Raw genomic sequence first — 14,042 nt, forward strand, 5'->3', positions numbered from 1 at the left:
GCTGCTCTGGCTACTGGCCATGCGCAGCTCCGACAACCACTTAGTACGCTTTAAGACTTAAGTCCAGGCTTTTGAGTGAGTGAGTAAGTGCCCCAACGGAAATAAAGTCGACGCCCGTTGCGGCCACTGTGGCAATCGTATCCTCCGTAATGCCACCCGACGCTTCGGTAGGAAAACGCCCCCCGATAAGCGTTACAGCCTCTCGCAGCTGACTGGGGGGCATATTATCGAGCATAATACGGTCGATGCCGCCCGTATCAAGTGCTTCCTGTACTTCGGCGAGGGTACGGGTTTCTATTTCAATGGGTAACTGACGACCTGTGCGCTTTAGATAAGCATGCGTCGCTTCAATAGCCTCCCGAATCCCGCCGGCGTAGTCAACGTGGTTATCCTTCAGGATAATCTGGTCAAACAGGCCGTAGCGGTGGTTTACACCTCCACCAATCAGGACAGCCCATTTCTCACACAGTCGAAAATTAGGAGTGGTTTTGCGCGTATCGAGTAGCTGGGCGCGGGTGCCAGTTAGCAGGCTGGTCAGATGCGCCGTGTGGGTGGCAATGCCGCTCATGCGCTGCATACAATTGAGCACCAGCCGCTCAGCCGTCAGAATACTCTGTGAGCGTCCTTCCACCCGAAAAGCGATATTCCCATTCTGAACGCGGGCCCCATCGCTCAGCAGCTCCTCTACCCGCAGGTCAGGATCGACGGCGCGGAAAATGTGGTGCGCCAAGGCGACACCAGCCAGCACACCTTCATCTTTCACTAATAAATGCGCCCGATTCTGAGCATCCGCCGGGATGGAAGCGAGAGAAGAATGGTCGCCGTCGCCCACATCTTCGGCCAGGGCCGTGCGAATAAACGTGGATATGGCTTCAGGGGTGAGGTAGGGAGCGTTTTGCACGGTGCAAAAATAGAAAAAGCACCTGACAAAGCCTCTGCTCTAACCTCTCTTCGTATATGTCCGCTGTAAACTGGTAAACTCGTACTAAAGCATAAAACCCAGCATCGGTCGGATGCTGGGCTTGAAATGCATAGCTAGAGCTTAGTAGTCAGGGCGTCTGCCTATGCTTTTACTCTTTTGTGAAATTGATGGAGTCAATAACTAAAGCACCACCGATCGGCTTCATTTGCACAAACACTTGGTAAGAACCTGTTTTACCAATGTATTTACCAGCAGCGTATTGGATGCTCTCTGCGCTGGTCTTTTGGTGATCGTACTCAAAGCTGGCCGGCGAGTTCTTGGCGAAAAAATCCTTCATCACAAACTCCGCTTGGGTAGCACTATAGCTTTGCTTGTCACCATCGAAGGCAAGCTCTACAGTAGGACCAAAGAATTGGGAAAGGTCGCGGGCCGAGCCATTACGAATTGCCCCCTTGACAGCCCCCAGTGACTCTCCTTGCGCTTGTACTCCAACAGCCAGCAAAGCAAACCACAGAATGGCGCAGAACTGGAGTAGTATTCGTTTCATATAAAAAATTCTTTGTCTGGCTATACTATGCCGGTTGCCCGACCGTTATTCCTGAGTGAAGTCAATCGTGTCGATGGTGGGTGAACCACTACCGGGCTTCATCTTCACAAACACGCGGTATGTACCCGCTTTGCCTGTGTATTTACCGATGGCATACTTTGTTCCCTCATTACTGCTTCCCTGATGAATAAATTCAAAAGCGGTTGGAGGGTTTTTAGTGAAAAAAGCTTTGAGGGCTGATTCGGCTTCAGCAGCACTGTAGCTTTTCTTATCGCCATCATAACCTAATTCCACTTTCGGACCTAAATAAGGGGCTAATTCTTGGGCCGAACCATTGCGAATGGCGCCTTTTACGGCCCCAAAGGCTTCGCTTTGTGCATAGCTAGCTACAGAAAGTAGTCCTAGCCAAACTAGCAGGCAAGCCCGAAAGACTTTGCGTTTCATATACAGGAAAAGTACGAAAGAGTTAACTCCAAAACTATGCCAAGAGACAACAAATTGATTTATTCCCCCACTAATTTGCACCAGTCCTAAGTTAATTGAAAAGATCCTGGAAGAACACAATATAGGGTTAAGGTCGCTATCCGTATCTTTGCAGGCATGAACAAACAGGTGTTGCTCGTTATTCTGGATGGCTGGGGTCTGGCTCAAAACAAAGCTGTTTCGGCCATTGATGCCGCTCGAACTCCGTTCGTTGATTCCCTTTTTCAACGTTTTCCGCACAGTCGTCTTCAGGCCTCAGGCGAGGCTGTAGGTTTGCCCGATGGGCAAATGGGCAACTCGGAAGTAGGCCACATGAATATTGGGGCCGGCCGCGTGGTTTATCAGGACTTAGTGCGGATCAATAAAGCTATCCGGGAGCGAAAGCTGGGCACCATTCCCGCGCTGGAAAAGGCGTTTGAGTACGCGCGCACCAATGGCAAGAATCTGCACTTTATGGGTCTGCTATCCGATGGGGGCGTGCACTCGCATATCGAGCACCTGAAAGCCCTTTGCACCCTGGCTCATGACGCCGATGTCCACAAAGTGTTTATTCACGCCTTCACCGACGGTCGTGACACGGATCCGAAAGGCGGTGTAAACTACGTTAATGACCTGGAGAAGCACTTGGAGCGGAATAGCGCCAAGATTGCCACCATTGTAGGGCGCTACTACGCTATGGACCGCGACAACCGCTGGGAGCGGATTAAAGTAGCGTACGACTTGCTGGTAAACGGCAAAGGCACACCGTCGCAAAACCTGATTCAGAGCATGCTCGACTCCTATAAGGAGGGCGTGACAGATGAGTTCCTTATGCCCATTGTGAAAGTAGGCGCCGATGGTCAGCCTATTGCCACTATTCAGGAAGGTGATGTCGTTATCTGCTTTAATTTCCGCACCGACCGGGGCCGGGAAATTACGCTGGCGCTTACCCAGCAGGACTTCCATGCCTTCAACATGCACCGGCTCAACCTGCATTACCTTACCCTCACCAACTACGACGCTACTTTTACGGGCGTAACGCCCATTTTTGAGAAGGATAATCTGGATAACACGTTGGGCGAAGTATTAGCCGCAATGGGCAAAACTCAGATTCGTATAGCTGAAACAGAGAAGTATCCGCACGTTACGTTTTTCTTCTCCGGGGGCCGCGAAACGGAGTTTGTCGGCGAAACGCGCATTATGCGCCCTTCCCCCAAGGTAGCTACCTACGACCTGCAACCGGAGATGAGCGCCTATGACCTGCGCGACGCCCTGGTGCCGGAAATGCAGGCCCGATCAGCCGATTTTGTAGTGCTCAACTTCGCCAATCCTGATATGGTGGGCCACACTGGCGTATTTGCGGCGGCAGTGAAAGCGGTAGAAACCGTAGATGCATGCACTAAAGATGTAGTAGAGGCTGCGTTAGCCAGTGACTACGCCTGCATCATAATTGCTGACCACGGCAATGCCGACATGATGATTAACCCCGACGGCACTCCCAATACGGCGCACACCACCAATTTAGTCCCCTGCATCCTGGCAGATACAACGTACCGTGGTACGTTGGCCGATGGCAAGCTCGGCGACATTGCGCCTACGGTGTTGGCTCTGATGGGCATTCCGCAACCGGCCGTAATGACCGGACAATCGCTGCTGCAACCTGCTGCCACAAGTACTGCGAATGCATAAGGCTTGCTGGCTGCTGGGGTTACTTGCGCTAGTTTCGGCTTGTGGATCGGAAGCGGTGGGCCCGGCTCCGGCGAAGGAGACTCGCAAACCCATGTATTTCGATATCAAGGGTTTTCTGGATGCCCAAACGCAGGAGCTAACACGGCGCAATCCAGCCGTGGAAAAGCGCGTGGAGTTACGTGGGGGGCAAATGGAGACGACGCGTGTGCCCGAAGTAGATTGGAGCAAGGAGCTTCAGATCTTTTACCAGACGGATATCAACAAGCCAGCGCTGCGCGGTGCCTATGCCGTCGATTCGGCGGCCAAGGGCGACACGCTGCTGCGCACTTATAGCCGCAAAACTGGCATTGACAACTCTGTGGAGCGCATCACGGTTCTGTCGGCCGTTGCCACTCCAGCAGTGGCCCGGGAAATTACGGCCACCCTTACTCAGGATAATCCGCTGTTCTTCTCGCAGAAGCGCGTGGTGATGCATACCACCGATGGGCACTTATTGGACTATCAGGTGAAAGGCGTGCAAAAGCTGGTGCTGTTCGATACGTTGCGCTATTCGGCGGCCGGACGTGTACTGAATTAGTGCGGGGAGGCAAAATTTGAGCGTTGGCTTTCAGTGGCTTTACGCGCAAGCCCTACACGTTAGATTTGGTTTTCTTTGCCATAGTAGCAGGAACTGTTATACTGCCGGTTCATTGCTTCCGTACGCATATTCACTACTACTCTCTCCATTCCGGCCAAACCACCATCTATGAAAAAAGCCCCCCAGTTCCTGTTACCATCGTGGCGCACGCTTGTTTGCCTGCTTCCACTGGCAGTAGGCAGCGCTTGCCAAAGCAACACTTCCACCAGCGAATCGGAAACTACTCCAGCCGACTCCACCGCTACTGCTTCCACCGATTCTACTGGCTCGAAGAAATACCTGAATAAGCCGCTGATTTCGGACATCTATACGGCTGACCCATCAGCCCACGTGTTTAATGGCCGAATCTATATTTATCCGTCGCATGACATTGAAACGGGCATGCCGGAGAACGACAATGGCGACCATTTTGCCATGCGCGACTACCATATTCTGTCCATGGACAGCATTGGCGGCAAGGTCACGGACCACGGCATAGCGCTGGATATCAAAGATATTCCCTGGGCCGGACGACAGCTTTGGGCGCCGGATGCGGCGTTCAAAAACGGCACGTATTACCTCTATTTCCCGGTAAAGGATAAGCAGGATATTTTCCGCATTGGCGTAGCTACCAGCAAATCGCCAACTGGCCCCTTCAAGGCGCAGCCCAAGCCCATGGAAGGCAGCTTAAGCATTGACCCAGCTGTATTTACGGATACGGATGGCAAGTCGTACATGTACGTGGGGGGCATTTGGGGCGGCCAGCTCCAGCGCTGGCGCACCGGTAAATACGACGCCAGCAAGCCCAAAGAACAGGAGCCCGCCCCGAATGAGGAGGCCGTGGGTCCGCGGGTAGCGCGCCTGAGCAACGATATGATAAGCCTCGCGGAGCCCGTAAAGGAAGTAAAGATTGTAGGCAAAGATGGTAAGCCCTTTTTGTCGGGCGACAACAAGCACCGCTTCTTTGAGGGCGGCTGGATGCACAAATACAACGGCAAGTACTACTTCTCCTACTCAACCGGCGACACGCACTTGCTCGTGTATGCCACTGGCGACTCCCCCTATGGCCCCTTCACCTATCAGGGCGTCATTATGAACCCCGTCGAAGGCTGGACAACTCACCACTCCATCGTGGAGGTTGACGGCAAGTGGTACATCTTCTACCACGACACCGAACTATCAGGCAAAACCTGGCTGCGCAACGTGAAAGTAACCGAGCTGAAGCGCAAGCCCGACGGCACCATCGAGACGATCAATCCGTAAGCGGCTATTTAGTACTACACAAAAAAGCCCCCCATTTGAGAAGTGGGGGGCTTTTTTGTAAAATCTGTCTTCTAGTAAATAAAAGCTGTGTGGCCTACTTACTTGGTGACCGTTCCCATCAGCGTAGCTACTACCCACCGACGCCCACCGTCGTTGCGGTGCTCACCCAAATAAATTCCCTGCCAAGTCCCCAACGCTAACCGCCCATCGGTGATGGGCACGCTTACGGTCGTGCCCAGAAGCGCCGCTTTCAGGTGGGCCGGCATATCATCGGGGCCTTCCTGCGTATGGCGGAAGTAGGGAGCGTTTTCGGGCGCTATGCGACTAAAGAACGACTCGAAGTCTTGTCGTACCGTGGGGTCCGCGTTTTCGTTGATGCTCAGGCTGGCGGACGTATGCTGGATAAAAAAATGCGCTGTGCCCACTTCAATTCCTTCCAGCTCTGGCAATTCAGCCGTGAGCAAGTCTGTAATGAGATGGAAGCCTCGCCGCACGGCGGGTAGGCGCAGACGTTTTTGAAACCAAATCATAAAACAAACTACGGATTCTGGCGCTCGTAGGCGCCTAAGTCAGGAGTAGTGGTAGCACGGGGCTTATTGAGCAAGTCACGGGCGAGCAAAGGAGCGAGCAGAGGACGATTGCTGGCCGGCGAGAGCGTATCAAGGCGATAATCGAAACGATTGCCACGAGGCCGGTCGGGCGAACTGTAGAACTTTGGGTTTGTATTAAAGATATTATCGGTGCCAGTGCCACCAAAACCTGGTTGAGTAGCGCTACTAGCGCCTTGATAAGCAGTAGTACGGAGCAGGCTATTACGAACCGTGATCTGATTCGCGTAGCGGCTTACGTTTTCAAAGCCTAACTCATCTGTATTATCACCCCACACAATCGAATTCAAAATACTTACCCTCGGCAAAACTGACGGACCAGGTTGACCATTAGCAAGCGTTAGCACATCGGAAAAAGCTAAAGAAGGGTTCGGCCGCAGAAAGCCGCGAGTATAGTTGGCGATAGTGCAGAAGTTGAGCGCAAAATTGCCCCCCTGCAAGCCGCGAACCGCAAACTCCCCACAGTTGGTGAGCAGGCAATTGCGCAAGGTAAAGTCACCGGAAAAGCTTAGAATACCAGCTCCATCAAAGCTGGCGCTACCGCTGGCAAAATTGAGGCTGGCTCCGGAGATATTCTTGATAATCGTGTTCTCCACCAGCACATTAGGCCGAGGCTGACGGTTTTCAGGGTTGAACACCAGCAAGCCAAAGCCAGCATTCTTGATTTCGGCGTAGCGAACCACGTTGCCTTGGCTTGTAGCATCAAACTGAATGCCGCGCCACTGACCAGGAATTTCGCGGTAAGCCGCTTCCAGCCTGTCGCCGGCGAAGCGCACGAAGCGGGGGTCGTCGGGCTTTAGCTCCTCGCTGGGGGCCAAATCCGGGTTTACCAGCAAGCGCCCCTTAATCACAATTCCCGACCCGGCGTGTACATACACGCGGGCGCCGGCCTCAATGGTGAGCGTGCATCCAGCATCAACCCGCACGAAATCATAGATGACGTGGGGTTTATCATTCCGCCAGACGGTGTTGCAAGCCAGCGTTTCGGCCGTGTGGAAGTAAGCGTTTTGACCGTAAGCTACCAGCGCTACTTGCTGCTCATTGCCATTGGTGCGAAACTGCACTTGGTCTTCCACCAGAAACGGGGTGTTTTCTGCTCCCGGTCCTAGTTTCGCCTTCACCAGCAATAGCAAACTATCACGGCCCCGAATCTCCACATCCTGTGTCGATGGTCCGGAAGCGCCGCTAACAGTTAAAGTATAGGGTGAGTTGGCAGTTTTCAGAGCAATTTGCTCCACCTGCACGGCCCGCCGGTTGCGGTTATACACCCACAAACGCTTCGTGACGGTGCCCGTTTGCACGAAAATGGTATCGAAAAGCAGCGTATCGGCCGAAAACTCCAAGCGGGCGCTGGAGTCGCGCGTTACAATTTCTTCCTTAGGCTCACAGCCGAGCAGCAGGGCTGCGAAGCTGAATAGAATGAGCGGTATCGGAAGAAATAAGCGCACGAATCAATTGATAAATAAATAGTAATAAACTGCTTCAGTATACTTAGAAAAGAAAAGCCCATTGGCTAGTACTCTCTCTTTGAAAGCACTAGCCAATGGGTTTCGTTTTACAATTTTACGATACGCCTTCCTTCAAACGCTCGGCGCTTTCGGCAATCCGCAGCTGCTCCACGAAATCGTCGATGTTGCCTTCCATGACGCTGGCTAGGTTATATACCGTGTAACCAATGCGGTGGTCTGTGACCCGACCCTGGGGGTAATTGTACGTGCGAATCTTGTCGGAACGGTCGCCGCCGCCAATCATGCTTTTACGCTGGGCGCCTTCGGCTTCGTTTTTCTTGGCTAGCTCAATTTCGTAAATGCGTGAGCGCAATACTTGCAGGGCTTTATCGAAGTTCTTGAGCTGCGATTTCTGGTCTTGGCACTGAGCTACTAAGCCCGTAGGCAAGTGAGTGAGGCGCACAGCTGAGTAAGTCGTGTTTACCGACTGTCCGCCAGGACCCGACGACATGAACAGGTCCTTGCGCACATCGTTCATGTCGATTTCCACGTCCAGTTCCTCGGCCTCGGGCATTACCACGATAGAAGCTACCGATGTATGAATGCGGCCCTGCGTTTCGGTGGCGGGTACGCGCTGCACGCGGTGCACGCCGCTCTCAAACTTAAGCTTGCCGTACACGTCCTCGCCTTTCACCGACAGGATAATCTCTTTATAGCCGCCGCTCGTGCCTTCGGTGGCGTCAATCAGATCCATGCGCAGGTTTTGCTTTTCGGCGTAGCGCATGTACATCCGCTGCAAGTCGCCAGCAAAAATGGCCGCCTCGTCGCCACCAGCCCCGGCCCTGATTTCCATGATTACATCCTTGGAATCGTTGGGGTCTTTGGGCAGCAGTAGATCTTTGATAACGGTTTCCAGGCGCTCCTGCTCGGGCAGCAGCTCGTCGAGCTCGGCCTTCGCCATCTCGCGGAAATCTTCGTCTTTTTCCGTGGATATAACTGCGCGGGCGCCCTCAATATTAGAGAGTACTTCCTGGTATCTGCGATACTCAGCTACAATGCGGCCAAGGTCTTTGTATTCTTTATTGAGGGATTTGTAGCGCTTCATGTCGCTCATCGCCTCGGGCTGCATTAGCTGCTCATTCACGTCGTCGTAGCGTTGGCGAATGGCCTCCAGTTTTTCTAGCATCTTGCCTTCAGAGAATTATATTGGGACTACAAAGGTACTGAAAACAAACAGGCCACGCGCACGACAAGTTGCATTGCGCTATGAACGCAAGCACGGCAATAGGGCACTGGCCTACTTCTTTTCTCAAGATGTAAAGCTCATTCGCTATTATCCTTTCCAGAAAATCCTTACTTTACAGCTGTAAGTCTGCACCGATGACCGCACTTTCTAATTCGAATTACTCATTTTCTGCTCTGGGGGGCTCTTTTCCCGCGCCCACCATTAGCTATACAACAGGTATTACAACCCGCTAGACGGGCTGCGCTACCTCTCCTTGCCTTGATGTTTCGCAGCCCGTCGCCGGCCGCTTCCTGACCCGAAGCCAAGCCGGTCCCGACGGGCTTTTTCGTGTCCTTTAGCTTCTGTCTTATGCAGGTTCTCAAATTTGGAGGTACGTCGGTGGCTACGGCGGCCAATCTTCAGCGCGTCGCGCAACTCGTCGAAGCCGCTGCCCAGCACACGACTACCGTGGTTGTGGTATCGGCCCTCGGCGGCACTACCGATGCCCTGATTGAAGCCGGACGCCTGGCCGCGGCGGGCTCGACGCACTATCGCACGCAGTTGCAGCGCCTCGAAGACCGACACTTAGGCGTGGTGCGGGATTTACTGCCTATTGCGGAGCAAAGTGCGGTGCTGAGCTTGGTCAAAACCCACTGCAATGAGCTGGACAGCATCTGCGACGGCATATTTGCCTTGGGTGAGTTATCCGACCGCACGCTCGACCGGCTGATGAGCTTCGGCGAAATATTGTCGTCGCGGCTGCTGGCTGCGTATCTTAAAACGCAGGGCGTAGCACATTGCTGGCAAGACAGCCGCCAGCTTATCCGCACCGATTCGCGCCACGGCTTCGCAACAGTCGATAGCGAGACGACCAACCAGCAGATTCAGGCGTTTGTGGCGGCGCAGCCAAATCAGCTGTATATAGTGCCGGGCTTTATTGGCAGCGATGCGCGGGGCGTAACGACCACGCTGGGCCGCGGCGGTTCCGACTATACGGCCGCCATTTTTGCGGCGGCACTAGCGGCGGAGCGTCTGGAAATCTGGACGGATGTCAGCGGCATGATGACCGCCGACCCGCGCCTGGTAACCCTGGCCCGGCCCATCCCGCGTATTTCCTATCAGGAGGCCATGGAGCTGTCGCACTTCGGGGCGAAGGTATTGTATCCACCTACTATTCAGCCAGTAAGAAGCCTGGGCATACCGCTCTGGATCAAGAATACATTTGCCCCCCAGGACGAAGGCACGCTGGTAGAAGTGAATCCGCCGGCCAATAAGGATGTCGTGCGGGGCCTGTCGAGCATTGCGCAGCTGGCCTTACTCAACCTGGAGGGCAGCGGCATGGTAGGCATTCCGGGGTTCTCGCGGCGGCTGTTCGGGGCACTGGCCCAGCAGCGCATCAACGTGATACTAATTACCCAAAGCTCCTCGGAGCATTCCATCTGCGTGGCGGTCCGCGCCGCCGATGCCGAACTGGCGCAAAAGGCTGTAGATGAGGAATTCACCACTGAAAGAGCAACTGGCAAAGTAGAGCCGCTGCGCTGCGAAAACGACCTGGCTATTGTGGCCTTGGTAGGCGATAACATGCGCAATCACCCCGGTATCAGCGGACGCATGTTTAGCGCATTGGGCCAGAATGGCGTGAATATCCGCGCTATTGCCCAAGGCTCGTCGGAGCGCAACATATCGGCCGTCATTCGGGCCACTGATGTGCGCAAGGCCATCAACGTGCTGCACGAGGCGTTTTTCGAGGCTACGGCGAAGCAGGTAAACCTGTTTGTGGCGGGTGTGGGCAACGTGGGGGGCAAATTACTGGAGCAAATGGCCCGCCAGCAGGAATGGCTGCGCGAGAAGCTTCGGCTGAATTTGCGCGTGGTCGGATTAGCGAACAGTCAGCGCTTTGTATTGACCGAAAACGGTGGCATTGCGCTCGACGATTGGCAGGCGGCGCTGGAGCAAGGGCAGCCGCTTGATTTAGCGGAGGTCGTTCGGCAGCTTCACGAGCTGAATCTGCGCAACACCGTCTTTGTGGATGTAACGGCCAGCGCCGAGGTAGCGCAGATTTATGCGGCACTGCTGGAGAAAAGTGTGGCGGTGGTGGCCTGCAATAAGGTGGCTTGCTCCTCAGCCTATGCGAGTTACGCCCACCTCAAAGAGTTAGCCCAGGAATTCAACGCGGAGTTCCTGTTTGAAACCAATGTAGGCGCGGGGCTGCCCATCATCGGCTCTCTCAACGACCTGCTGCGCAGCGGCGACGAGGTGCGGCGCATCGAAGCGGTGCTATCCGGCACGCTCAACTTCGTGTTCAACCACTACGATGGCACCGTTCCCTTCGCCGATATAGTTCGGCAGGCGCAGGCCGAAGGCTACACGGAGCCCGACCCACGCCTGGACCTCAGCGGCACCGACGTGGCCCGCAAAATCCTGATCCTGGCCCGTGAAGCCGGTCAGAAAATGGAGCTGGCTGATATTCACAACGAGTCTTTTTTGCCGGCCTCTTGCTTGGAAGGCGATGTGGAAGCGTTTTATCAGCAGCTGGCCGTGCACGAAGCGCACTTCCGTAGCTTGTACGATGCGGCAGCGGCTCAGGGCCAGCGCTTGAAGTTTGTGGCGCGCTACGCCGACGGGCAGGCCAGTGTTGGGTTGCAAGGCGTGGCGCCGGGCCATGATTTCTACGTGTTGCAGGGCAAAGACAACGCGGTGCTGTTCTTTACCAATCGGTATTCGGAGCAGCCGCTGGTGGTGAAAGGAGCCGGCGCGGGCGCCGATGTCACCGCTTCGGGCGTTTTCGCTGATATCATCCGGGCCGCGCGGGCGTAGGTAGCTTGGGCGTCATGGCAATGTAGCGCGAACTTTTAGTTCGCGTTTCGTTGAACGACTTGCACGGGGGGCTTTTTCAACGACTTGTTCAACGAAACGCGAACTGAAAGTTCGCGCTACATCGCCCAAACTAAAGCTTGGGATTACATCCTCTTTATGACTGATTTTCTGACGCTGTATTCGCCGGCCACCGTGGCCAATATGGTGTGCGGGTTCGATATACTGGGCTTTGCCTTGGAAGCCCCCTACGACACCATGCACATGCGCCTCACTGACCAGCCGGGCGTACTGATTACGCATGAGGATGACTTCCAGCTTCCCACCGAACCCGCGCGCAATGTGGCCGGAGCGGCTTTATTGGCTTTGCTGAAGGCCGCGCCTGCGGGCACGGGCTTCGAGGTGCGCATCAACAAAGCCATTCTGCCGGGCAGCGGAATCGGGAGCAGCGCGGCCAGCGCGGCGGGGGCCGTAGTGGGTGCCAACAAGCTGCTGGGGGGCATTTTTTCACTGGAAGAGCTGGTTCAGTTCGCTATGTTTGGGGAAGAAGTAGCCTCTGGTGCCCAGCACGCCGACAATATCGCGCCGGCCATTTACGGCGGCGTTACGCTTATTCGCTCCACCGACCCGCTGGATATCGTGCCGCTGTCGGCGCCGCCCCTGCACGTGACGGTGGTGCACCCACAGATTGAGATACGCACCGCCGATGCCCGCCAGATTCTGAAGCAGGAAGTGCCGCTGAAGTCCGCCGTCCGGCAGTGGGCCAATGTGGGTGGGCTGGTAGCTGGCCTTTTAAAGTCAGATTACCAATTGATTGGCCGCTCGCTAGAAGATATAATAGTTGAGCCGGTCCGCAGTATTTTGATTCCGGGATTTGCGGCCGTGAAGGCATGTAGTCTGGAAGCCGGAGCTTTAGGTGGCGGAATTTCGGGCTCCGGGCCGTCCATTTTTATGTTGAGCGAAACGGAGGCCACGGCCCAGGCGGTGGCGGCAGCTATGCGGGCGGTATATGAGAAGCTCAACGTTGACTTTCATATTCACGTCAGCACTATTAACCCCATCGGCGTGCGCTTTACGCACTAGCATCTGAGTTCAGACTCTGCTTCAGCATCGCTCACTGCCAACTGACTTCTTCCTACAGTATGCGTTACTACAGCCTTAACAAGCAAGCGCCAGCCGTTGATTTTCAGGCCGCTACCGTTGCCGGTCAGGCACCGGACGGGGGGCTTTATTTTCCGGAGCGAATACCCAAATTCGCTCCCGAGCTGCTGCGCAACCTCCCTACAATGCCGCAGGCTGAAGTAGCCTTTGAGGTCATTCGGCCTTACGTGGGCGATACTATCCCGGAAGACGTGCTGCAAAAAATCTGCGCGGAAACCGTGGATTTCGAGTTTCCGCTGGTGCCCGTGACCGAGCGGATTGCCGCGCTGGAGCTGTTTCACGGCCCCACGCTGGCATTTAAGGACGTGGGGGCGCGGTTTATGAGCCGCTGTCTGGGCTACTTTTCGCGGCAGCAAAAAGAGCCGGTTACTGTGCTCGTAGCCACTTCCGGCGATACCGGCGGGGCCGTAGCCGATGGGTTTCTGGGCGTAGAAGGCGTGGAAGTCGTTATCCTGTATCCATCGGGCAAGGTAAGCCCGCTGCAGGAGCTGCAACTGACCACGCTCGGCCAGAATATCACGGCCCTGGAAGTGCGCGGCAACTTCGACGACTGCCAGCGCCTTGTGAAGCAGGCTTTCCTTGACCCGCAGGTAGCGGCGCACCGGCAGCTGACCTCCGCCAATTCCATCAACGTGGCCCGCTGGCTACCTCAGCAATTTTATTATTGCTACGCCCTGCAACAATGGACGCAAAAAAGCCCCCCGGTGGTGGCGGTGCCCAGCGGCAACTTCGGCAACATCTGCGCTGGCCTGCTCGCTCACGCGTCGGGGCTGCCCATCGGGCACTTTGTGGCGGCCTGCAACGCCAACTCAGCCGTAGCCGACTACCTGCGCACGGGCACCTTTACCGCCCGCACGGCCGTCGTTACGCTTTCCAATGCGATGGACGTAGGCAACCCCAGCAACTTCGGCCGGATTCTGGAGCTGTTTGAACAGCGTCACGCCGCTATCAGCCAACTGATAAGTGGGGCCATTATTTCCGACGAGCAGACGAAGGAAACCATCCGGCGCGTGTATCAGGAAACGGGCTATTTACTTGACCCTCACGGCGCGGTGGCGTTCAAGGCCCTGAAAGATTATCTGGCTGAGCATCCCGCTGATCAGGGCATTTTCCTGGAAACCGCGCACCCGGTTAAGTTTCCGGAAGTGGTCGAGCCGGTAATCGGGCAGGTGGTGCCGGTGCCGGCGGCCGTGCAGGGCTTGCTGAGCCAGCCCAAGCACAGCATCCTGCTGGAGCCTGACTACGCGGCTTTGCAGGAGTTTTTGCTCCGATAAAAGTACCGGCGAA

12 protein-coding genes are annotated in these 14,042 nt (G+C 55.3%); 6 read left to right on the top strand and 6 right to left on the bottom strand.

The genetic code is table 11. The annotated features are described in order from the left end of the window. Positions 1 to 40 precede the first annotated feature (40 nt). The 3 genes from nadC to H8B13_RS15080 all read right to left on the bottom strand — a co-directional run bounded on the left by nadC (position 41) and on the right by H8B13_RS15080 (position 2,120). Complete coding sequence (gene nadC, locus H8B13_RS15070; protein WP_187311656.1) at positions 41 to 901, bottom strand: carboxylating nicotinate-nucleotide diphosphorylase; 861 nt, start codon at positions 899 to 901, stop codon at positions 41 to 43. 169 nt (positions 902 to 1,070) lie between these two features. Next, a complete protein-coding gene (locus H8B13_RS15075) occupies positions 1,071 to 1,469 on the bottom strand; it encodes a DUF4783 domain-containing protein (protein ID WP_187311657.1) in 399 nt (132 codons plus the stop codon). A gap of 45 nt (positions 1,470 to 1,514) precedes the next feature. Next, positions 1,515 to 2,120, bottom strand: coding sequence for a DUF4783 domain-containing protein (locus H8B13_RS15080; RefSeq protein WP_187311658.1), 606 nt, complete (start codon positions 2,118 to 2,120; stop codon positions 1,515 to 1,517). On the opposite strand from H8B13_RS15080, the gene gpmI reads away from it, so the two are divergent. The 3 genes from gpmI to H8B13_RS15095 all read left to right on the top strand — a co-directional run bounded on the left by gpmI (position 2,070) and on the right by H8B13_RS15095 (position 5,499). Further along, the gene (gene gpmI / locus H8B13_RS15085; protein WP_187311659.1) at positions 2,070 to 3,620 is read left to right on the top strand and encodes a 2,3-bisphosphoglycerate-independent phosphoglycerate mutase; all 1,551 of its coding nucleotides are present in this window, start codon (positions 2,070 to 2,072) and stop codon (positions 3,618 to 3,620) included. The two genes, H8B13_RS15080 and gpmI, sit on opposite strands and share 51 nt — an antisense overlap. Further along, positions 3,613 to 4,197: a hypothetical protein gene (locus H8B13_RS15090; RefSeq protein WP_187311660.1), complete on the top strand. Its 585-nt coding sequence runs from the start codon at positions 3,613 to 3,615 to the stop codon at positions 4,195 to 4,197. The genes gpmI and H8B13_RS15090 overlap by 8 nt, the downstream gene beginning before the upstream one ends. 168 nt (positions 4,198 to 4,365) lie before the next feature. Further along, on the top strand, positions 4,366 to 5,499 hold the full coding sequence (locus H8B13_RS15095; RefSeq protein ID WP_187311661.1) for a glycoside hydrolase family 43 protein: 1,134 nt from the start codon (positions 4,366 to 4,368) through the stop codon (positions 5,497 to 5,499). A gap of 98 nt (positions 5,500 to 5,597) precedes the next feature. Here H8B13_RS15095 and H8B13_RS15100 read toward each other — a convergent pair whose 3' ends face one another. The 3 genes from H8B13_RS15100 to prfA all read right to left on the bottom strand — a co-directional run bounded on the left by H8B13_RS15100 (position 5,598) and on the right by prfA (position 8,741). Next, entirely contained in the window at positions 5,598 to 6,029 is a 432-nt protein-coding gene (locus H8B13_RS15100; protein WP_222841442.1) for a secondary thiamine-phosphate synthase enzyme YjbQ, read from the bottom strand. Between the two features lie 8 nt (positions 6,030 to 6,037). Further along, entirely contained in the window at positions 6,038 to 7,555 is a 1,518-nt protein-coding gene (locus H8B13_RS15105) for a hypothetical protein (RefSeq protein ID WP_187311662.1), read from the bottom strand. Positions 7,556 to 7,670: 115 nt separating this feature from the next. Continuing rightward, positions 7,671 to 8,741, bottom strand: coding sequence for a peptide chain release factor 1 (gene prfA, locus H8B13_RS15110; RefSeq protein WP_166073832.1), 1,071 nt, complete (start codon positions 8,739 to 8,741; stop codon positions 7,671 to 7,673). A gap of 408 nt (positions 8,742 to 9,149) precedes the next feature. Between prfA and thrA the strand changes: the two genes are divergently transcribed. The 3 genes from thrA to thrC all read left to right on the top strand — a co-directional run bounded on the left by thrA (position 9,150) and on the right by thrC (position 14,029). Next, the gene (thrA, locus tag H8B13_RS15115) at positions 9,150 to 11,597 is read left to right on the top strand and encodes a bifunctional aspartate kinase/homoserine dehydrogenase I (protein ID WP_187311663.1); all 2,448 of its coding nucleotides are present in this window, start codon (positions 9,150 to 9,152) and stop codon (positions 11,595 to 11,597) included. Between the two features lie 156 nt (positions 11,598 to 11,753). Beyond that, positions 11,754 to 12,677 (top strand): homoserine kinase, encoded by a 924-nt coding sequence (locus H8B13_RS15120; protein WP_187311664.1) that lies wholly within the window; start codon positions 11,754 to 11,756, stop codon positions 12,675 to 12,677. A 59-nt stretch (positions 12,678 to 12,736) separates the two neighbouring features. Further along, positions 12,737 to 14,029 (top strand): threonine synthase, encoded by a 1,293-nt coding sequence (gene thrC / locus H8B13_RS15125; protein ID WP_187311665.1) that lies wholly within the window; start codon positions 12,737 to 12,739, stop codon positions 14,027 to 14,029. Positions 14,030 to 14,042: the final 13 nt, after the last annotated feature.

The organism is Hymenobacter sp. BT188 (assembly GCF_014333585.1).
GTDB lineage: Bacteria > Bacteroidota > Bacteroidia > Cytophagales > Hymenobacteraceae > Hymenobacter.